20 protein-coding genes are annotated in these 21,688 nt (G+C 35.7%); 14 read left to right on the top strand and 6 right to left on the bottom strand.

Annotated features, from left to right (window positions below; translation table 11 throughout):
• Window positions 1-80 precede the first annotated feature (80 nt).
• Complete coding sequence (locus ACO05S_RS11315) at window positions 81-830, bottom strand: biotin--[acetyl-CoA-carboxylase] ligase (RefSeq protein WP_421918125.1); 750 nt, start codon at window positions 828-830, stop codon at window positions 81-83.
• A gap of 217 nt (window positions 831-1,047) precedes the next feature.
• On the opposite strand from ACO05S_RS11315, the gene rsfS reads away from it, so the two are divergent.
• From rsfS to ACO05S_RS11285, 6 genes are all read left to right on the top strand, one after another.
• Window positions 1,048-1,431, top strand: a complete 384-nt coding sequence (rsfS, locus tag ACO05S_RS11310; protein ID WP_421918124.1) for a ribosome silencing factor — start codon at window positions 1,048-1,050, stop codon at window positions 1,429-1,431.
• Window positions 1,432-1,447: 16 nt separating this feature from the next.
• Window positions 1,448-3,481: an ATP-dependent zinc metalloprotease FtsH gene (ftsH, locus tag ACO05S_RS11305; RefSeq protein ID WP_421918123.1), complete on the top strand. Its 2,034-nt coding sequence runs from the start codon at window positions 1,448-1,450 to the stop codon at window positions 3,479-3,481.
• Between the two features lie 226 nt (window positions 3,482-3,707).
• Window positions 3,708-4,532 carry a phosphatidate cytidylyltransferase gene (locus ACO05S_RS11300; protein WP_421918122.1) on the top strand — a complete coding sequence of 275 codons (825 nt, stop codon included), beginning with the start codon at window positions 3,708-3,710 and terminating at the stop codon, window positions 4,530-4,532.
• An 85-nt stretch (window positions 4,533-4,617) separates the two neighbouring features.
• On the top strand, window positions 4,618-5,394 hold the full coding sequence (locus tag ACO05S_RS11295) for an SDR family oxidoreductase (RefSeq protein ID WP_421918121.1): 777 nt from the start codon (window positions 4,618-4,620) through the stop codon (window positions 5,392-5,394).
• A gap of 13 nt (window positions 5,395-5,407) precedes the next feature.
• Window positions 5,408-5,776 carry a flotillin-like FloA family protein gene (locus ACO05S_RS11290; RefSeq protein WP_421918120.1) on the top strand — a complete coding sequence of 123 codons (369 nt, stop codon included), beginning with the start codon at window positions 5,408-5,410 and terminating at the stop codon, window positions 5,774-5,776.
• A gap of 1,053 nt (window positions 5,777-6,829) precedes the next feature.
• The gene (locus ACO05S_RS11285; protein WP_421918119.1) at window positions 6,830-7,093 is read left to right on the top strand and encodes an SEC-C metal-binding domain-containing protein; all 264 of its coding nucleotides are present in this window, start codon (window positions 6,830-6,832) and stop codon (window positions 7,091-7,093) included.
• A gap of 41 nt (window positions 7,094-7,134) precedes the next feature.
• Here the strand turns inward: ACO05S_RS11285 and ACO05S_RS11280 are convergent, their stop codons facing one another.
• Window positions 7,135-7,572 (bottom strand): c-type cytochrome, encoded by a 438-nt coding sequence (locus ACO05S_RS11280; protein ID WP_421918118.1) that lies wholly within the window; start codon window positions 7,570-7,572, stop codon window positions 7,135-7,137.
• Between the two features lie 224 nt (window positions 7,573-7,796).
• Between ACO05S_RS11280 and ACO05S_RS11275 the strand changes: the two genes are divergently transcribed.
• The 7 genes from ACO05S_RS11275 to ACO05S_RS11245 all read left to right on the top strand — a co-directional run bounded on the left by ACO05S_RS11275 (window position 7,797) and on the right by ACO05S_RS11245 (window position 13,569).
• Window positions 7,797-8,579: an SCO family protein gene (locus ACO05S_RS11275; protein ID WP_421918117.1), complete on the top strand. Its 783-nt coding sequence runs from the start codon at window positions 7,797-7,799 to the stop codon at window positions 8,577-8,579.
• A 116-nt stretch (window positions 8,580-8,695) separates the two neighbouring features.
• The gene (locus tag ACO05S_RS11270) at window positions 8,696-10,306 is read left to right on the top strand and encodes a cytochrome c oxidase subunit I (protein ID WP_421918116.1); all 1,611 of its coding nucleotides are present in this window, start codon (window positions 8,696-8,698) and stop codon (window positions 10,304-10,306) included.
• Window positions 10,299-10,916, top strand: a complete 618-nt coding sequence (locus ACO05S_RS11265) for a cytochrome c oxidase subunit 3 family protein (protein WP_421918115.1) — start codon at window positions 10,299-10,301, stop codon at window positions 10,914-10,916. Before ACO05S_RS11270 ends, ACO05S_RS11265 begins: the two co-directional genes overlap by 8 nt.
• Before the next feature lie 10 nt (window positions 10,917-10,926).
• Window positions 10,927-11,214, top strand: coding sequence for a cytochrome C oxidase subunit IV family protein (locus tag ACO05S_RS11260; protein WP_421918114.1), 288 nt, complete (start codon window positions 10,927-10,929; stop codon window positions 11,212-11,214).
• Between the two features lie 3 nt (window positions 11,215-11,217).
• Window positions 11,218-12,168: a cytochrome c oxidase subunit II gene (coxB, locus tag ACO05S_RS11255; RefSeq protein WP_421918113.1), complete on the top strand. Its 951-nt coding sequence runs from the start codon at window positions 11,218-11,220 to the stop codon at window positions 12,166-12,168.
• Between the two features lie 124 nt (window positions 12,169-12,292).
• Entirely contained in the window at window positions 12,293-13,159 is an 867-nt protein-coding gene (locus ACO05S_RS11250; RefSeq protein WP_421918112.1) for a protoheme IX farnesyltransferase, read from the top strand.
• A gap of 89 nt (window positions 13,160-13,248) precedes the next feature.
• A complete protein-coding gene (locus tag ACO05S_RS11245) occupies window positions 13,249-13,569 on the top strand; it encodes a cation transporter (RefSeq protein ID WP_421918111.1) in 321 nt (106 codons plus the stop codon).
• 122 nt (window positions 13,570-13,691) lie between these two features.
• Here ACO05S_RS11245 and ACO05S_RS11240 read toward each other — a convergent pair whose 3' ends face one another.
• From ACO05S_RS11240 to ACO05S_RS11225, 4 genes are all read right to left on the bottom strand, one after another.
• Complete coding sequence (locus tag ACO05S_RS11240; protein ID WP_421918110.1) at window positions 13,692-15,200, bottom strand: IS1634 family transposase; 1,509 nt, start codon at window positions 15,198-15,200, stop codon at window positions 13,692-13,694.
• A gap of 532 nt (window positions 15,201-15,732) precedes the next feature.
• Window positions 15,733-17,061: an IS5 family transposase gene (locus tag ACO05S_RS11235; protein WP_421918109.1), complete on the bottom strand. Its 1,329-nt coding sequence runs from the start codon at window positions 17,059-17,061 to the stop codon at window positions 15,733-15,735.
• A gap of 181 nt (window positions 17,062-17,242) precedes the next feature.
• Window positions 17,243-19,543, bottom strand: coding sequence for a tetratricopeptide repeat protein (locus tag ACO05S_RS11230; RefSeq protein WP_421918108.1), 2,301 nt, complete (start codon window positions 19,541-19,543; stop codon window positions 17,243-17,245).
• Between the two features lie 159 nt (window positions 19,544-19,702).
• On the bottom strand, window positions 19,703-20,446 hold the full coding sequence (locus tag ACO05S_RS11225; RefSeq protein ID WP_421918107.1) for a CDP-alcohol phosphatidyltransferase family protein: 744 nt from the start codon (window positions 20,444-20,446) through the stop codon (window positions 19,703-19,705).
• Between the two features lie 144 nt (window positions 20,447-20,590).
• Here ACO05S_RS11225 and ACO05S_RS11220 point away from each other — a divergent pair, with 144 nt between their 5' ends.
• Window positions 20,591-21,655, top strand: coding sequence for a PorV/PorQ family protein (locus tag ACO05S_RS11220; RefSeq protein ID WP_421918106.1), 1,065 nt, complete (start codon window positions 20,591-20,593; stop codon window positions 21,653-21,655).
• Window positions 21,656-21,688: the final 33 nt, after the last annotated feature.

Raw genomic sequence — 21,688 nt, 5'->3', positions numbered from 1 at the left:
CCGATATTCCTTCGAAAATTTAAGAAAATTTCTACTCAAAATCAGATCAAACTGTGAACGAATTTTACGTCGAACTCACGTTATTTAATAAAGCTCACCTCTTTAAAATTATAGATTCTCTCACCTTCTTCTGCTTCAATTCGTAATTGCCCCCAATTGCTAATACCAACTATTCTTCCTGTAAACAATCCATTCTCATCCTCAAAAGAGTGATCCTCATTATGCCAATACAATTTATCCAGATAATCCTTCTCCATTTGCATGAAAAAATCATTCTTTAATTGATAATATCTTTTCTCAATACAAATCAACAACTTCTCTAATTCAGTTTCCAGATCATACTCTTTACCTGTACAATTTAATAGTGATATTGGATTAGGAGCATCAGAAATAAATTTGCTTTGATTGACATTAAGACCAATGCCACATACCGATGTACTCAAAACTGATCCCATAATAGAATTCTCAATCAATATGCCTGCAATTTTCTTGTCCCCCACATAAATATCATTAGGCCATTTTATGGAAACATTCTCCAAGTAGTTACACAAATAATCGTATACACCAAGCGAAATCAACATGGAAATGTGAAATTGTTGTGTTATTGGAAGAAATTCTGGCCTTAGTATGATACTAATGGTAAGGTTTTTGCCACTTTCACTTTCCCAAGAATTTGTTTGTTGACCGCGGCCTTTTGTCTGATTTAATGTCAAAACGACAGTCCCGGCGGCAGGATTTCTAGATTTTAACAATTCCAAAGCAAAATTATTTGTGGAATTTATCTTGTTTTTACGTATAATCGATTGGGAAGTAAATAATTTTTTCTGCATGTAATTGCTTGTTAGAATATGATTTACAGAATTACTATCTTTAGTAATTGTAAAAATCAGAAGGTACAAAAATAGAAAGAAAGATTAAATTGTATTGCTGCACATTTTAAGATCTGATAAAATGAAGAAATGCAAATAATCATCCTTTCTTTAAGCAATGTAGAAAAGGAAGTTATTGAGAATGAAAAAAAATTATCTTTGTAAGTAAAATTAAAATATGACAAAAAAGCAAGAATACAACTCGGAAGACCTTGTTGAGGCTATTATTGAAGGGTTGCAAAATAAGAAGGCTGAAGATATCGTAAAAATAGACTTGAGGAAAATTGACAACTCAGTCTGTAAATATTTTATAATCTGTAACGGAACTTCGAATACCCATGTAATGGGACTTACTGATTCCGTTGAAGATTACGTGAGAGAAGAAGTAAACGAAAAAGTATGGAAAAAAGAAGGACTACAAAATGCTCAATGGATTCTATTGGATTATGCCGATGTAGTGGTTCATGTTTTTCAAAAAAAATATAGAGACTTTTATAAGCTGGAAAGCTTATGGGCCGATGCTCCGGTAACCCGAATTGAGGATCCTCAGCCAAATCAATAACCTTTAACTAAAAAGAATGACAGAGAAGAATAATCAAAATAAATCTCCTTTTTCAAAAGGTAAAAATGGAAACAACATGATTAAGCCTCCAAAATTCAATGCTTATTGGATTTATGGTTTAATTGCAGTAGCCTTTATTGCACTTAATTTGTTGGATCTAGGACAAAGTCCTAAAGAAACCCGCTGGCAAAAGGTTAAAAATGAAATGATTCGCAACCAGGATGTGGATCGAATTGTGGTAGTCAGAAACCTTTTAGAGGTAAATGTTTACCTGAGAGAAGAAAGCTTAGACAAATATCCGGATCTTTTCGAATCTAGTTTTGACTCCCCTTCCAAGGCGGGACCTCATTACACATTCCCAATTGGTTCTATTGAGCAATTTGCGGAACAGTTAGATAAAGCCCAAGAAAAAATCTCAGAATTTGATAGGGTTGAACCTGAATATACAACACAGGAAAATCCTTTTGGTGATTTTATTATGTGGATACTTCCCTTTGCACTGATTATTGGTATATGGTTCTATGTATTCCGAAGAATGAGTCGTGGTGCCGGTGGCGGTGGCGGAGGTGGTAACATCTTTAATGTTGGCAAGTCAAAAGCAAAAGTTTTCGATAAGGAATCAAATATCAATATAAACTTTAATGATGTTGCTGGTCTGGCAGAAGCCAAGCAAGAAGTAGAAGAGATTGTGGAATTCCTGAAACATCCACAACGATACACAAAATTAGGTGGTAAAATTCCTAAGGGTGCATTGCTTGTGGGGCCTCCGGGAACTGGTAAAACCTTGTTGGCAAAAGCTGTTGCCGGTGAGGCGAATGTTCCATTCTTTAGTATGTCGGGCTCCGATTTTGTTGAGATGTTTGTGGGTGTTGGTGCAAGTCGTGTTCGCGATTTGTTCAAACAAGCCAAAGAAAAAGCCCCGTGTATTGTATTTATCGATGAGATTGATGCAATTGGTCGTGCTCGCGGTAAAAACCCAAATATGGGCTCAAATGATGAGCGCGAGAATACCTTAAACCAGCTGCTAACAGAAATGGATGGTTTCGACACCAATTCAGGTGTTATTATTTTGGCGGCTACCAACCGTGCCGACATTCTTGACCGTGCCCTAATGCGTGCGGGACGTTTCGATCGTCAGATCCATGTAGAATTGCCAGATTTAAATGAGCGTAGAGAAATTTTCAATGTTCATTTGAAACCATTGAAACTTGATCCAAAAATTGATCAGGAATTTCTTGCCAAACAAACTCCGGGATTCTCGGGAGCCGATATTGCCAATGTATGCAATGAGTCGGCTTTGATTGCAGCAAGAAAGAAAAAGGACATTATCGAGAAACAAGATTTCCTTGATGCCATCGACCGTATTATTGGTGGCTTGGAGAAGAAAAATAAGATCATCTCAATAGAAGAAAAAAAGACGATAGCTTATCACGAAGCGGGTCATGCAACAATTTCTTGGTTGCTTGAACATGCTCACCCTTTGGTGAAGGTTACCATTGTTCCGCGAGGGAAAGCTCTTGGTGCTGCTTGGTATCTTCCTGAGGAGAGAAGTATTACAACCAAAGAGCAATTGCTTGACGAAATGTGTTCTACTCTGGGTGGTAGAGCTGCCGAAGAAATTACTTTTGGCAAAATATCAACAGGTGCGCAAAACGATTTGGAGAAAGTAACCAAGCAAGCAATTGCCATGGTTTCAATCTTCGGTATGAGTGATAAGGTGGGGAATGTTAGCTATTACGATTCTTCAGGTCAGTCTGATTATTCATTCTCGAAACCATACAGCGAGAAAACAGCTGAACTGATTGATCAAGAGGTTAAATCCTTGATTGAAAATAGCTACGAAAGAGCTAAGAAAGTACTTCGAGATAATGAAGAGTGTCATAATAAACTGGCAGAACTTCTTTTGGAACGTGAGGTGATCTTTAGTGAAGATCTGGAAGAGATTTTTGGGAAAAGAGACTTTGGGAAAGAAAATGAAGAGGAAAAGAAAATTGTTCCTTCAACATCAGAAAAAAATCCAAAAGAAGATAACGAAAGTAAAGCAGTATAAGTTGACTTTTTAGAATATTTAAAAGCTGAATTACCCACGGTAATTCAGCTTTTTCTTTTTTTGACACAACCAATAGTTCCGCTGACAAACAGCTATTCGCATGTTGTAAAATTCATATCTCAGAAGATGTTACTGAAATAAGTCATGAAAAAACACTACTTTTGAGGGCTGAAACACTAACAGAACAATTTGATGCCTTGCATCAAAAAATATTAATTTATCTCAAGTGAGAAACTTTTTAACAAGAGCATTATTCGGCCTCATATTCGTAGTTGTACTGGTAACAGGAATCGTTATTCATCCCATTTCATTTTTCGTGATATTTTTGGGCATTACACTTCTGGCTAGTTACGAATTCTACAAGCTGATTCAAAAACACGATTGCGTTCCTCAAATTACTACAGGATTAATAGGAGCAGCGCTCCTGTTTACTTCTTGCTTTGTTTATAAATATTTTAATAATTCTTCATTATTTGCACTTTTTGTACCATCATTGGTAGTAATTCCCATTTTTGAGATGTATCGCAAGAAGGAAAATCCTTTTGGCAACATAGCATATACCTTTATGGGCATACTATATATCGCTCTTCCCTTCTCACTTTTAAATTTCCTAGCCTTTCCTTTTCAAGATAATGAATTTCATTGGGAGATCTTAATGGGAGTATTCGTTCTTATTTGGGCTAATGATACCGGTGCTTATTTGGTTGGTATTAATCTAGGGAAGCATCGTCTGTTCGAAAGGATTTCTCCTAAAAAATCATGGGAAGGAAGTATTGGAGGGGCAATAATTACAATAGCAATTGCCTACCTGATTTCACTATACACAAAAGACTTAACAACAATTGAATGGATCATAACAGGAGCTATTGTTGTAGCATTTGGATCGATGGGTGATTTGGTAGAATCCTTACTGAAACGAAGCATTAACATTAAAGATTCGGGTACAATTATTCCAGGACATGGTGGACTGTTAGATCGTTTTGATGCACTTCTATTGGTTTCCCCCATGATATTTGTATTTCTTCAAGTGATTAATGAGTTTTTCCGTTAAAATGCTCCTAACCTCTGTATTCTTCAACAAAATCCGAAAAGAAAAAGTTATTTTTAGTAGATATTCATCCTAAATTTATTTCTTTATGGATTTACATATTAAAGATCAACTATTTGTAGTTTGTGGTGCAACATCAGGATTTGGTGCTGCCGTATTAAAGTATTTGGTTCAGGACGGAGCCAAAGTAATTGCCATTGCCCGAGGTAGCGAGAAACTAAATCAACTGGAAAAACAATATCCAGATTCAGTAGAATCGCTTTGCGCAGATATTACCGAGCCAAAAAACATACACCTTTTGAAAAAGCAGATAGGCGAAAGAAAGCTATCTGGTGCATTTGTAAATGCCGGAGGTCCTCCCCCAATGAAAACATTGGAAACCAAAATTGAGGATTGGGACAATGCCTACCAACTATTACTGCGCTGGAAAGTGGAACTGACTCAAACATTGGTCCCTCTGATGATGAAAGAGTCATACGGAAGAATGGTTTTTCTGGAGAGTGCATCCGTTAAACAGCCTATCGATAATTTGGTTTTGAGTACCTCTCTGAGACTTTCGGTTGTTGGTTTTGTAAAAACCCTATCGCAAGAAATCGCAGATTCGGGTGTTACCCTAAATATTATTGGACCGGGTTATCATGAAACTCCCGCAATTAATCGCTTATTGGATAAAAAAGCTGAACAAGAAAACATCACCGCCAAGCAAGCCAAAGATAAAATAGCACTTGGCATTCGTATGAAAAAAATGGGAAACCCAGATGATTTGGGTCAACTGGCAGTGTGGCTCCTCTCACCTTCTTCAGGCTATATCACTGGTCAGACCATCAGTATTGATGGGGGACAAATTCTTGGAATTCACGGTTAAATGTATACATTAAATGGAAATCGTATTTTATATATTATTGGCAATTATAGCATTCTATATTTTAATGTTCTTTCTACCAATAGCTTTATACTTTTCAGCAAGATTATCAGGGGTCCGGATTTCATTAATTCACTTAGCTTTTATGAGATTTAGAAAAGTACCTCCGGCCATTATAGTGCGATGTCTAATTGAAGCAAAGAAAGCCAATTTAGATTTGGATCGTCCATTCCTGGAAGCTCATTTCTTGGCTGGGGGTAATTTAGAAAACCTATGCCAGGCAATGATCATTTACAAAATAAATGGGAATAACAAATCATTTCGAGAACTAAGTTCTTTGGATTTAAATGGAGTTGATATTTTGACTGAAGCTAAAAATTCTTGAATGCTATACCAATTATGAATCAAAATGATTAGTAAAAAGAAGAAAAGTGTGCCATGCAAGCTTACACGGCACATGTAAAATTGGTCGAGCATGCGTAAGCTTCCACGGCATACCTTTACGAAAAAAAATAGCCTTTGCACGCTCGCAAAGTTCATTTTAAATTGGTCGAACATATTTTGCAAGCGTACACCCCATACTTTTACGAAAGAAAAATGCTGATTGCAAGCTTACACGGCAAACTTTATTTGGGTAGAACATACTTTGCAAGTTTACACTGCATGCTTCTCGAAAATAAAATGTTCATTGTAAGCCTACACAGCATACTTTTCGGAAGAAGAATAATTTGTGCAAGCAACTTATAAAGTTAATTTTTCCAACCATTTCAACTTCAGACTTAATTACCTATTATGCCCAACTACTTGCTTTCCTTACAAAGTGCAATTATTCCAGTTTTTATTATGCAACTAAAATGGTTAAAATAATTATTAAACCTACATGTTAATGATTCTTTTAATCTTGCGGCTTCCATCTGACCAATAGAAGAAATTATAAACAGAAATGAGTCCCGGATTGTTTTTGATAATTTTGAATCCAATCAAGACAAGAAATAGAGGCATACACATCGGTATGGCAAGATATCTAACGCAGAATACACTCATTAACGTGAGCTCGACGTAAAATTCTATCCACAGAAAGTTATATTTGGGATAGATTTGTATTAAAAATTTGGAAAGAATAGCGGGCTATTTTGAGGAATTTTTAATGTGAAGATGTCATAAAGAGAACTTTCCATTATGTGTTTGCCTGCTTTAGGCATAAATTTCCTCAAATCTTCTTGAAATATCCCTATATTCCTTCGAAAATTTGATAAAATTTCTACTCAAAATCAGATCAAACGGTGAACGAATTTTACGTCGAACTCATGTTCATTAGGTCAAAAAAGGAGACTTTATTCGCATAAATACTTGTATTACAATTTCATTTGCTTCGAATTAGGATAAACAGTAACTTAACAGAACCCAAAATGTAATCCTAAATATAAAGTAAGTCGCAATGAAGAAAATTCTTGATAGTTTTTTAAGCTTCTTCAATTCAACTAAGGAGGAAGCATTCTACTACGTAAAAATGGAACGTAATGAGAAATGTTACTGCGGTAGTGGCAAAAAGTATAAATCCTGTCATTATCCGGATCATCAAAAAAGAAGCAAAATAGCCGTTCGAAAAATTGATGAAAAAACAGGAGAAGTAGAAATTAAAGTCTTATCGATAAAAAAACTTAGAAAAGAACATTTTAGAGTAAGAAGCAGCATAAGCTAACTATTCTCAAAAGAGATCATCCCAAAGGAATGGTCTTTTTTTTATTTTCGTTTTATTGCCTCTACCTGCTCAAGCTTAATGCTTCCATAATCGTTCCCCCAAGAATTTAAAATGTAATTAAAAACAAGAACAAGTTCCTCATCGGTTAAACCCGATGCTGGCATTAAACTATTGTATTTTATTCCATTTACCTTGATGGGCTTATTACTCCCATATTTCACCATGTAAATGGCCTCTTCCAAGTTCTCCCTCAGGTAATCAGAATCAGCCAATGGAGGGTAGAATTTTTCAATTCCTTTCCCCGATTTCATATGACAGTTCATACATTTCGCCCGATACAAACTTGCTCCTTTTTCTAAATCTTTGGCAGTAATCGTTGCAGAATCGCTAGTAGTTACTTTCTTTTTGGTATTAGAATGGCCACAAGATAATATGGATATAATATAGAAAAAGACAAGTATTAAGTTTAAACCTTTCATAAATCTCCCTCTTTTGGTAAGTCTATTAAAACAGTTACATCAGGTAATATTATTAAAATAAAACTACAATCTAAATAGCTAAGTGTCGTAAAAAAAGAAAGTTAAGCATAAATAACCACAAAATTATTTTATATATTTATATACAACCACTTAACCGGACGAGAATAATTTTATTGGATATTTACCGATTTTCTCTCCTAAACCCTAAAATTGGAGGAATAACTATGAAGTTTAAATTTGCTATTTGCCTTGCCATTCTTCTTCAATCTTTTATTTCGCTTAGCCAAAACGCCAAAGAATTATATTACGATTTTGAAATTGGTATAATCGAGCATCTCGACGATTACATTCCAGCAGATATCATGCTAACAAACGAAGCTGGAAAATTGGTGAACCTGAAAGAACAGATTGATAAACCTACTGCTTTAATATTTGTATACTACCGTTGCCCTGGAATTTGCAGTCCCTTAATGGATGGACTAGCCGAAGTCGTCGAAAAAAGTGATTTAAACCTATCAGAAGATTACCAAATTCTTACCATTAGCTTTGATCCAAGCGAGACCATTGATTTGGCCATTAAGAAGAAAAACAATTATAAATCCCTTGTAAAAGGAAAAAACACTGAGGAAGGCTGGAAATTCTTTACCGCTGATAGTATCAACATTGCAAAAGCAACAAAAAGCATGGGCTTTCGATACAAAAAAGCAGGGAACGATTACACTCACGCTGCAACAGTTATTGTTTTAAGCCCTGATGGTAAAATTACACGTTACCTGAATGGAACCTACTTTTTACCATTCGAATTCAAACTGGCCATACTCGAAGCCTCGAAAGGACAAGCCGGACCCACCATCAATAAGATATTACAGTATTGTTATTCATACGATCCTGTAGGACAGGCCTATGTTTTAAATATTACAAAGATTACAGGTACAATTATACTTGCAATGGGAATCATCATTTTCCTGCTGCTGATAGTTAGAAGGCCAAAACGAAAAAATAGTTAAGAACGAATTTCTCAAATTGCTACGAATCAAATTTTAATTGGATTTATTCACACATCAAACTGTGTAATCATTGTAATTCGTACTTAAATAAGTAAATAAATTAATACCTATACAATATGTCAGAAACCGTAAATCAGCACACCGAGGTAAGTTACCTTGAATACAAAGGTCGATTCAAAGGATTGTTTGCCTGGATTTTCTCGACAGACCACAAACGCATTGGTCTACTCTATTTGTACAGCATGTTAGTATTGTTTAGTGTTGCAGCCTTGCTTGGACTTGCCATGAAAATTGAGCTTATCGCTCCAGGTAAAACTATTATGGATGCTCAAACCTACAACAGTTTCTTTACGCTACATGGCATTACAATGATATTCCTGATTGTGGTACCTGGATTACCTGCAGTTTTTGGGAATTTCTTTCTGCCGATCATGATAGGTGCAAAAGATGTAGCATTCCCCAAACTCAATCTTCTTTCCTGGTGGATTTACATTGTTGGGGCATTTATTGCCTTGTCTGCTCAATTTTTAGGCGATGGACCACCAGATACCGGATGGACATTCTATGCTCCGTACAGTTTTAGAACCGGCACCAATATGTTGCCTGCGGTTACGGGTGCATTTGTTTTGGGCTTCTCATCCATTGCCACAGGTATTAACTTTATTGTAACCATACACAGAATGCGTGCCCCGGGTATGTCATGGATGAAAATGCCATTGTTCCCATGGGCACTTTACGGCACATCTTGGATACAGGTACTTGCCACACCAATTGTAGGAGTTACCCTTTTAATGATTGTACTGGAAAGAACCATGCAGATCGGATTTTTCGATCCTGCATTAGGTGGCGATCCAATCTTATATCAGCACTTGTTCTGGATTTATTCTCATCCCGCTGTATACATTATGATCCTGCCTGCCATGGGAGTGATTTCTGAAATCATTCCAACCTTTGCCCGTAAAACCATCTTCGGATACAAGGCAATCGTGGTATCGACCCTGGCCATTGCTTTTGTAGGGTACTTTGTATGGGGGCATCACATGTTTACCTCGGGAATGAGTGGTACTGCATTGTACACTTTCTCCATTCTGACATTTTTTGTGGCCATACCAAGTGCCATTAAAATCTTTAACTGGGTAGCAACCCTGCACAAGGCTTCCATCGATATTCAAACTCCTTTTTTATGGGCTCTCTGCTTTTTGTTTGTGTTTATGGTTGGAGGATTATCGGGAATGGTTCTGGGAGCCTTATCAACCAATGTTCATTTGCATGATACCGCCTTTGTTGTTGCTCACTTTCATTTTATTGTATTTGGTGGAACAGGTTATGCTTTTTTCGGTGCCATTCATTACTGGTATCCTAAAATGTTCGGGCGGATGTACGACAAATCATGGGCGAATATCGGCTTGGCCATTTTCTTTACAGGATTCAACATTCTTTACCTTCCAATGTTTTATTTGGGAATGACAGGTATGCCTCGAAGATATTACGACTATGTGGATGAATTCCATGGACCAAATATCGTGTCATCGTTAGGTGCTTTACTAATGATATCCGGCTTAATCATCATTATCACGAACCTTGTGCGATCTGCCAAATATGGAGAACCTGCCGAAGCGGATCCTTGGAAAGGCAAAACTTTGGAATGGACCATAGCCAGTCCTCCTAGTCTTGAAAATTTTGAAGAAATTCCAACAGTAACCAAACACCCTTACGGATATGAATGATCATCAGGTACACATAGACGAACATAGAGACGATGAAGGTGCTAAAACCGGAATGTGGATTTTCATTTTCACCGAACTTCTGCTTTTTGGTGGACTATTCATTGCCTATTCGGTTTACAGATATTTAAATCCGCTTGCTTTTCATTTGGCAGCCGAAGAGCTAGACACTACGTTAGGCACAATCAATACCGTTATTCTTCTGGTAAGTAGTATGACCATTGCCATGTCGGTTAGTGCCATTCAATACAAAAACAAAAAGCTTACACTGATATTAATGGGTATTACCCTTCTGTTGGCTCTGGCCTTTATGGTGAACAAATACTTTGAATGGAGTGGAAAAATCTCTCATGGCATCTATCCAGGAAATATGACATTGCAAGAAGCAAGTCGCGGTGAACTGTTATTTTTTGGACTGTACTATGCCATGACAGGATTGCACGCCCTTCACATCCTTATTGGAATGGCTTTTATTGGTTACGTTATGCATTTGGTGATTAAAGGTAAAGTTGTGCATGATAACTTTATTATTCTCGAAAACAGTGGACTCTACTGGCACCTTGTCGATTTAATCTGGATTTTCCTTTTCCCTTTATTTTATCTCATCACCTAAATCAAGCATTATGGAAAAAGACCAACATACTCACATCGTAAAATACAAAACCTACATATATGTCTTAATCGCATTGCTGTTTATGACATTTATATCCGTAGCAGTTACAGAAATCGATTTAGGCCCCTTTACAGTTACAATGGCACTGCTGCTGGCAAGCATCAAGTCAATTTTAGTATTGCTGATTTTTATGCACTTAAAATTCGACAAGAAATTTTATGGCATTATGGTAGCAAGTGTGTTTTTGCTACTTGCCTGTGTGATAGTTATTACATTCATGGATTACTTATACCGATAGCTTATGTTTTCGAAAGGAATAGCCGATGCTTCAAATTTTGTAAAAGGTGTTGACACCTCTTTTATGGTGATTTTAGGAATCATTCTATTTTTCCTTGTTGCCATTACAGTTGTCATGATATACTTCGTTTTTCGATATCGAAAATCGAAAAATCCGAAAGCAACACAAATCCACGGAAGTGTGAGTCTGGAAATACTTTGGACTGTGATTCCAACTGCCTTGGTAATGGTAATGTTTTACTATGGCTGGATGGGTTACAAACCCATGAAGGAAGTTCCTGAAGACGCCTTCGAAATCAAAACCATTGGTAGAATGTGGAATTGGCAATTCGAATACGAAAATGGCAAAACAACCGATACGCTTTACGTGCCAATCGGCCGCGCCATTAAATTGGATTTAATTGCATTGGATGTACTACATAGTGTTTACATTCCGGCATTTCGTTTAAAACAAGATGTAGTACCAGGCCAGGAGCACATGATGTGGTTTATACCAGGTCGTGAAGGAGAATTCGATTTGTTCTGTACAGAATATTGCGGATTGCGACATTCTTATATGCAAACATCGGTAATTGTAATGCCACAAGAAAAATTTGATACTTGGTATATTGATACTACTCAAACCGTCACTTTAATTTCTGATAAACCTGGTGCATTAGGTTTATCCATTGTAAAGAAAAATGGTTGTTTGGCCTGTCATTCGATCGATGGTTCGAAATTAGTTGGTCCAACCTGGAAAGGTTTGTATGGTAGTAAAGAACTTGTTAAAACCGGCAAAGAAAAAAGAGAGGTCTTAGTCGATAGCGCTTACATTTTAAATTCTATCTACAATCCTAACGATGATATTGTGGATGGCTATCAGAAAGGTTTAATGCTCTCCTATAAAAACGAACTTACCGAAGAGGATATTGGAGAAATTATTGAGTTTATGAGAACACTTAGCGAGAACAAATAACTAAAAGCCATTAGTCACATAGTATGCAGCTAATAGCATTTTGTTACTCTATTCAATGTTCATAACATGAAAGCTAATTCTTTTAATACAAGGTTTTTTGGGGACCTTGATTCGCACTATAAACATGAATATACAATCAAAAGCATCAGTATTACTGGAGTTAGGAAAAGTTAAAATAGCTATTCCTATTGCCATGTCCTGTTTTACAGGATTCATTCTTTATACGCCTGAAATATCATGGCAAATGTTCGATGTAGTATTTGGCATATTTTTGATTGTAATGGGTGCTTCAGCTTTAAATCATGTGCAAGAGTGCAAAAAGGATGCTTTAATGAACAGAACAAAATTCAGGCCTATACCGTCGGGAAAAATTAGCATTTCTGAAGCAGTACGTTGGAGTGCCTTATTTTTATTAACAGGATGTGGATTTCTAGCCTGTGGAGGCAACATTACAAGCTTATGGATTGCAATTCTCTCAATTTTCTGGTACAACCTTGTATATACCCCATTAAAGCAGTTTACAGCCTTTGCAGTGGTTCCCGGTGCTTTAAGCGGGGCATTTCCTCCCTGGATTGGATGGATTGCAGCAGGAGGTGATTTAATGGCGCCTCCCATTCTGGCACTAGCCTTTTTCTTCTTTATAGGACAAATACCTCATTTCTGGCTTCTACTCATGTTGTATGGCGATGATTACAAAAAAGCAGGTTTTAAAGTTTTAACTGATCTATTTACATTCAATCAAATTAGAAAAATTACCTTAGTTTGGATGCTGGCAACTATAGTTGTGGCTCTGCTGCTGCCTACTTTTCAGGTAATTTCTTCTCAGATTTTAATTTGGACCTTACTAATACTATCCATGTGGATTGTTCCGAACAGTTTTATACTGCTTAAAAAAGAAGAAAGATCTCATACCAGAAAACTTTTTCTTAGGCTCAATCTATACTTTTTATTGGTGATGATCATGATCAGCATAGACAAATTTTACCTGTAAGAACTTGTTATCAAATTGTTATTATTCACTCTTTACTAGATTTTTATAAGCAGACTTCTTATTTTTATTGTGAACCAAACCAAAATATGATGAAAAAGTTATTAATTCTGATATTGGCTGTAGGATTATTTGCAGCATGTCAGTCGAGCACAAAAAAATCAGAAAAAACTGATGAAGCAACAAGTTCGCAGGTAGTAGATTACCAAGAGATAGAATTTAATGTAACGGGCATGACTTGCACAGGCTGCGAAAAATCTGTTGTAAACGGCCTTAAGGAAGTGGACGGAGTAAAAGAGGTAAAAGCCTCTTATAAAAACAATAAAGTCACCATAAAGGTGGAAAAAGACAAAGTTAAACGTGAAGAAATTGCTCAAAAAATTGAGACGGTAGGATTTACTGTAAATGAGTAAAGTCGCATCATAAATTAGATCAAAAGCACTTCACATTAAATGGAGTGCTTTTTTTATCACATTTTAAGCAAATTAGGGATATTCTCCCAACTCCTCCTGAGTTCCGCACTGGGACACCCAAATTAGAAATCAAATAATTTAGCTAGATGTTTTTGTTCATCATTTAGAAGTAGAGTTTCTTTAAAAGTGTTGCCAGTTTTGGGATCTGAGATTTCGATTGCATAGATTGATTTGGCGATGTCGATGGCTTTTTCGGGACTCATTTTGTCTGTTTTTAACTTCAGTTGCCTCTCAAGTTCTTTGTAAACTTTATAGGTTACAAAATTGATGGTGATATGCGCCTGAATCCTTTTTTGCAGTCTATGGTAGATTGGTCTGATCTTCAGGTCATGCTTTGCAACCCTAAAGGCTTTCTCGATTTTCCATAGCTGGCCATAATTATTGATGATTTCTTCCTTTGAAAGTGTTGTATTGGTCATGTAACCTTTCAGTCCATCCCATGCTGCATCCTCTTCAAATTTTCCATGATTGATTCTGATAGTTATATCTCCTTCCAGTTGTAAATACTTATTGTATCCTCTATTGTTTATCGATGACTTGGTCAGCTTACCTGATTTGATCCTTTGCTCCAACTTCATCAGCCCCCTTTCCCTATTATGCCTGTCCTTTTTAGCCCTTCTGTCAGTATATCCGACAATTAAGTTTGTTCCATCGGTTCTGGGAATAATTGCACTGGATTTATCTTTGAGATTCAGAGCGAGTATTTCTTCTTTAATCGCCTTGCTTTCATTTTTAATGCGTGCGCCAAGAATAAACTCATAACCTTTCTCCTGAAGTTCTTTGACATTAGAAGATGAGAGTAAGCCGGAATCAGCTATAACAACTAGCTTATCCAGATCATATTTGTCTTTAAAAACATCAATAATGGGAAGCATTGTATGGCCTTCAAACTTGTTGCCTTCATGAATTTCATATGCTAACGGATAGCCTTCAATACCAACAAGTAGCCCCAATACGATTTGCGGATTCTGGTGTTTTCCTTCTTTGGAAAAGCCTCGTTTTCTTAAATCATCTTCATCATCAATTTGAAAATAAATTGTTGTAACATCGTAGAAAACAACCCTGATGATACCGCCAAGTATCTTTTTGGTGTGATGATAACTAATTTGCTGAAGCGTTTCTTTGTGATCAGAATAGACTTTATCCAAATACCTGTATATCCTGTCTTCTTTTATATTTATCGAAAAGTATCTGTGTAAATACTGAGTCGTTTTTAACTTACTTGCCGGGTGTGACAGTCGAACCAGTACTAATTGTTTTAGAAGGTCGTTACAAACAGTGTCAAATCCAATTTCATTATAAATCCTGCCAAGTAACAGGTGGACACCTTCAATTGAAATGTTTCGTATGCTTTGTTTGACGGTTTCCTTGAAATCCTGTACTGTAAAATCAAAAGATTGTTGACCTTCATAATGCGAGATATAATCAAGTCCTTGTTGGTAAAGAGTTTCTATTTCAGTATCAGAACAAGAACTGCCGATAGTTTTAAGCACTTTGTATTTTCCAGAGCTTTTATCAATGACTTGCACACTGACAACACCACTATTGTTCTTCTTTTTTCTCACAAACATAGTGCAAATATAAGCCTGGGACACCCAAACATCCAACTAAAAAGAACTTATAACCCTGTAATAGTGCGACTTAAATCTTTTTGCCTGAAAAAAGTGCGGAACTCAAGAGGAAATTTATGCCGAAAGCAGGCAAACACATAATGGAAAGTTCTCTTTACGACATCTTCACATTAAAAATTCCTCAAAATAGCCCGCTATTCTTTCCAAATTTTTAATGCAAATCTATCGCAAATATAACTTTCTGTGGATAGAATTTTACGTCGAACTCACGTTAATTACCAATGCTCTCAATCAGTTGTTATTAGTGTAAAACTTCCAGAATCATTTCAGGTTGAGGATTGTCCAAAAACCAAATAGGTAAAGATGCCTGATGATATGGCAAAATTTATGCTTTCAAAACATGTAGCTAAAAGTAACTTGCAGTGAAGAGCTGGTTTTACCATAAAAAACACTTGCTTTTCGAAATATCTGTATGTTCAATTAAGGGCGTTATATAGCCAGATGTTAGCATCTTATAATTAGTCGATCCTTACTAAGTCAATTTATAAATTAATTTTTCTGGGATTTTGTACTTACTTCCCAGAAAAATTAATGTCCAAAGAATGTGCTCTTTGATTCTTCGCAGTAATGCTTTGAAGTTATATCCTGCAGCAGCCAAGTTTGCATTAACAGAGTTACCAACAATTCCTTTCAGATAATTTCTGATCATTCGGTTACCATGTTTTGTATGTCCAATTACAGGTTCAACAGCAGCTCTGGATCTGCACTTCTTACGCATTGTGTCTTTTGAATAAGGCTGCCTTGAAGAAGGTGGTCTTGGCGTTACAATACAGGTGCCACGTAACATCTTTTTTCCTTTGTAACCTCGATCCACAATAGCATTTTTAAACTTTATCTTACTTATCTTCTCAATATTTTCCAATGCAGGTTCAAGTGTTGATGTGTCATTGGGATTACCATTAAAATTTTTGATGCCAACTATAATATTTACTCCCGGCATTACAGCGAAAGATACTTTTGATCCAAATTCAAACTTTTTATGAGCTTTTCCTTTTGCTATGCAAGCCGTTTCGGGTTCATGTAAACTGTAAATTTTGTTCTTGTCATTTCTCTTTTGAACTACAATTTTGTTACAATTCTTTAGAATCTCCTGGTATTGTTTCAAAGCATCTTCACTGAGTTTTCGTTCCAGTTCCCGAACCAATCGTCCTGCTATAGTTCGCAATTTTCGTAGCGCAGCTGTTGCTTCTTTCTTACGTTTTGGATGATGAGCAAAGCGTTGTTTTAGCAACAGTTTTTTCATTGTTCTTTTGTAATTCTGACGTTGATCAATTCCCTGCTCTTTGGCAATTTTGTTGCATCGTTTAATCACTTTTATCAGTAGTTTGGCATCCGTTGGATAGCTTATGTTTTTTTCCTGGGCTGTTGTGTCTATCGGAACGTCATTGGTACTTCTGATTTCATCTTTTCTGGTGTGAATAGATACTTCCAATATTTTTTCTGCTCCCTCTTCTCCGATACGTTTTCGAAAATGAACCATGTCTGAAGGATCACATGGTGGTTCCCATTGAAACTCTGCTTCTCCACAAAAGTACTGGTAATATGGATTTTGAACCCATTGTACCATAACCGTTTCATCACCTAAATTATAGATCCTTTTTAGTAACAACAGACCAACCATGGTGCGTATTGGAATACCTGGTTGACCTGTATGTGAATACAATGGACTAAAGCTATCTTCAAAATATTGCCAATCAATACGCTTTGATAAAATTATCAGTTCATGATTAGGGTTAATAATATCTTTTAGAATAGGTCGGAATAAGTTCCGTTGATTCTGATTAGGTAATGTTCCTTTCATTATTTCTGCAAGATTTTTACCCAATTTACTAATAACCTTGCAATTAAACTATTCTTAAAACAAAGGTTATTCGCAATTAAATGCTGATTATCAATAATATGGGACATTCTTAAGGATCAACTAATTAACAAATTAAGATCCAGAAAAGTGTCATTTTATAAACAGTAGGGTGGATATCGCGTTATTGGTTTATCAAATCATTTTCATGACTAAGGTATTTTACGTAAAAAGTAGTGCCTTGATCTGGATTGCTTTTAAACCAAATCTTACCACCATTTTTTTCAATAAAAAATTTACAAAGCTTTAAGCCAAGCCCATTGCCTTTTTCTTTGTTCAATCCTAAAGAAGTATGAGTTGAGTTAAGATCCAATATTTTGTTTTGGTCTTTTAACGGAATGCCTTTGCCAGTATCTTTCACAAAAAAGGTGAGTTCTGGTTGGGAAGGATCTATTCCGATGTGAATGCTACCATTTTCAGGTGTAAATTTAATCGAATTTGAAATCAGATTTCTGAGTATCAACTTAAGTACATTAGGATCTGTAGAGAGACAAATGTCTTTAGTGATATTAGAATCAATTGAGATGTTTTTCTCTTTTGAAACAGAATTAAACAGATTTAAAACTTCTTGTAAAATATCGGAAAAACAGACCTTAATGAATGGGCATTTCGTATCATGCATTTGTTGTTTTGTCCATAGCAACAAATCTTCAATCATATTTAAGGTAGCTTCGTTTTTTGATAAGGTTTCGTGAATATGTTCTTGTATTTCTTCGGTTTTAATCTCACCCATTTCTAATAGGTTCAGAAAATTATGAAGCGATAGTAAAGGGCTTTTAATATCATGAGATACAATAGAGAATAAATTATTCTTGAATTCATTATCTTTTTCTAATTCTTTGTTCTTTTGGTTAATTTCTTGATTTTTGGCTTGTAATAAAAGGTTGGTTTTCTGGTTATTGTTAGTGCTAAGTATATATATAATAGCAATAATCACAAGTAATAAAACCACAATAATACCAGATATAATTAGTGTTCGTTGTTTGCCAATTAAAGATTCTTTAGCAATAAGCTCCTGCTTATGTAATTCTTGTTGCAGTTGTAGTTCGATGTTTTTAGCTTCTTTTTTTTGTAATTCGTATGCATATGCAAAATTTTTATTTTGCTTTGCATTAATTGTGTCGGAGTATTGGGTAAAATATTTTGAATATAAGTCGTAAAATTTAACCGCTTTTTTATTTTGCTTTAATTTTTTGTAAGCCTTGCCAGCAATTAACGCACTTTTATATGTTAGTTTTAAGTTTGGATTCTCGGATGTTGAATGATATGTTTCAGTTGCAATTTCAGCTGCTTGCAGATGTTTTTCCTGATCAAGATACAATTGCCCAAGGTTGACCTTACAACTGTTTAAATTGTGAATATCCTCTAATGATTTGCTAATTTTAATTGATTTTTGATACCAAGTGTATGCCTGCTTATAGTTGCCCAATTCTTGATCGATTGAACCAAGTAAATTATAAGATAAAGCTAGCAAAGACGAGGGATTTAGGCCTTCTAGTATTTTTGTTGCCTTTAACAAATAATCAACAGCCGATTCAATATCCCCTTGATCAAAGTTTGATTTGCCTATATTGATAAAACCAGTAGCTTCCAGCTTTTTGTTTTTTTGCTTATGAGCAATTTTGCAAACTGTATTGTAGTTTACCATAGCTAAAGAATCCATTCCAAGATTCGAATAAATATTAGCCAAATTATTAAGCGGATGAAGATAATTCCTTTTGGAATTGATGCTATCCAGTATTTGTAAGCTTTGCTTGTAATACTTCATAGCCAAAGCCAAATTGCCTCTTCTTTCATAAGTAATGCCAAGGTTATTACATATGACTGCTTTGTTTGGCAAATGCTCTTTCTTTGTACATAGCGCCAAAGCTTTTTCAAGATATTCGGCACCTTTATTTGGCTTGTTGTAATTAATTAATAAACTTCCCAGATTAATCATACTCGGCAATCGGTGTATGCTATCCTTGTATGTTTTCCCAATTTTTAATGATTTCAGATAGGTTTTCTCGGCTTCTTCATATTTGCTTCTATACCAAAACATGGTTGCCTGATTAAAATACAGAAGGCAGTATATGGATGAATCTGTATGGAGCCTGGCATTTTTAAAAGACAGGTTTAAAAGACTATCTGCTAACTTAAAATTAGACTTTTGATTTTCTACTGTAGCCAAGGTCGAGTAAAAACTACTTGCTATTTTTGTTTTGTTTGATAAAGTATCGATTTGATAAAGTAATTGTTTTAAAACAATGCGAGAAGAACCGTAATCCTCCACAGCCAGCTTTCGGTATATTTTTAATTGATTACCATAAAAAGCATTTATTGATTCATCATCATTTAATACATTTTCTTTGTTTTGATTGTTAAAGCTGCATGAACCAAAACTCACAACAAAAAACAGTAATAAAAATCTTAAAATGACTACCATATTATATCTTATAAAAACTGATTCATATATTAATGTAATAAAATAATATTCCTTCTTTACGATTAATAGGACAGAATGGTTTTGTAAAAGTGGATTAGTTTTATTTTTTGCTGATAAAAAAACAGATCTAGATTTATTCTAATCAAGAGAATGAAGCTTTTATTTTTTGCTAGTCATATTGTCTAAAATAGAAAATAAAAGGTAAACAATTAATATTAAAGGAATAACAAGCCATTTTAATGCTATTGCTAAAGCGATTAAACTGATTAAAAATGCATATCTGATCTTATTATCTTTCCAGCTTAGGCTTTTTACTTTTAAAGAGAACATTTTAATTTCAGCAGTTAGCAAAAAGGAGGTAATCAGGATTGTTACAATTAATATGATCGGATTTAAAATCCATTCCTGGATTGTGGGATAATTGCCGAAGTGAAGCACCAATGGAATGGATGCCCAAAACATGGCATTGGCCGGTGTAGGTACTCCAATAAAAGATGTTGTTTGTCTGTCATCAACATTGAACTTGGCCAAACGAAGAGCCGAAAACACAGGAATAATAAATGCTGATAAAAGAATTGCCATTTGTGCCATATTTAATTCTTGCGGATTAAAATCTGCGGAAGCATCTCCCAAAACAGATAATTTTAAATATCCCAAAGCAATTAGACCTGGGGTGAGGCCAAAGCTTACCATATCAGCGAGGGAGTCAAGTTCTTTACCCATAGGAGAATAAGCTTTTAAAGCACGTGCGGTCAAACCATCCATAAAATCGAAAATTGCAGCTAGCAGTACAAAGGCAGCAGACAATTCCAAATGACCTTCAACGGCAAGTAGGCTTGCTGTGCAGCCCGAAAATAAGTTTAAACATGTAATGGTGTTTGGGATGTGCTTTACAATACTCATGCTTTTTGCTTTGTTTTTAGTATCACAAAAATAAGTGAATTTTCCGATTCTACTTGTTTACACTTGCTATTCATTCCAAATCAACAAAATTATGCAATAGATTAAAAAAAGCATACTATTTTTACGTTTCTATAAATGTGCAATATGCGAGTATTACTAACACTCTGTTTAATATTAGGATTTAATGGTTTGTCGATGGGACAAACCACAGCCCCTGCCTATAGTAACGAATTCCTCTCGATTGGAGTTGGTGCCCGATCATTTGCCATGGGAAACGCTTGTGTTGCATCACAAAGTAATGTTGAAGCGGCATATTGGAATCCTGCATCATTGGTGAAAATGGATAATAAATATGATATAGCAGCCATGCATGCCGAGTATTTTGGAGGATTATCTGCCTACGATTATGCTGGACTAGCCGTAAAGTTGAATTTAGAAAGTGTAATTGCCTTTAGTTTGATTCGCTTTGGTGTGGATGATATCCCAAATACATTGGAGCTCGTCGATAATGAAGGAAATTTACGATACGATAGAATCACTACATTTACTGCTGCCGACTATGCCCTGCTAATTTCTTATGCACGAAAAACGGGTATTAAAGGATTGAATCTGGGCGGGAATGTTAAGCTGATTTATCGTCACACAGGCGATTTTGCTTCTGCCTATGGTTTTGGAATCGATTTGGCTGCCACATATAGCACATCATCATGGAAATTTGGGGCGCTATTACGCGATGCCACTAGCACTTTTAATTCTTGGGTGTTTAAAACCGATCAGTTGGAAGAGGTTTTTGCGATTACAGGCAACGAAATACCCGAGAATTCAACCGAGCTAAGTTTACCAAAATTGATTTTGGGGGTAAGCAGAGTGTTTCAATTATCCAGCAAATTTGCTTTGCTTGCCGAGTTCAATGCCGATCTTACTTTCGATGGCAAACGAAATGTGTTGGTGCAAGGCGATCCCATAAGTATCGATCCGCACATAGGAATTGAAGCCTCGTTTAAAAAGTTTATTTTTTTGCGTGCGGGAGTAAACAACTTTCAGGAAGAAACGGATTTTGATAACAGCAGCAGTTGGACTTTTCAACCTAACCTGGGTTTGGGCATTCACATCAAAAATTTCCGATTGGATTATGCTTTAACTGATGTTGGTGATCAATCCATAGCCCGATATTCCAATGTGTTTTCGTTGGCTTATTCTTTTGATTAGTAATTTTTAGATATTACAGAGGGTATTCTTCTT

It is taken from the genome of Marinifilum sp., from assembly GCF_965230805.1.
GTDB lineage: Bacteria > Bacteroidota > Bacteroidia > Bacteroidales > Marinifilaceae > Marinifilum.
This window is presented reverse-complemented; position numbering and strand designations above follow the sequence as displayed.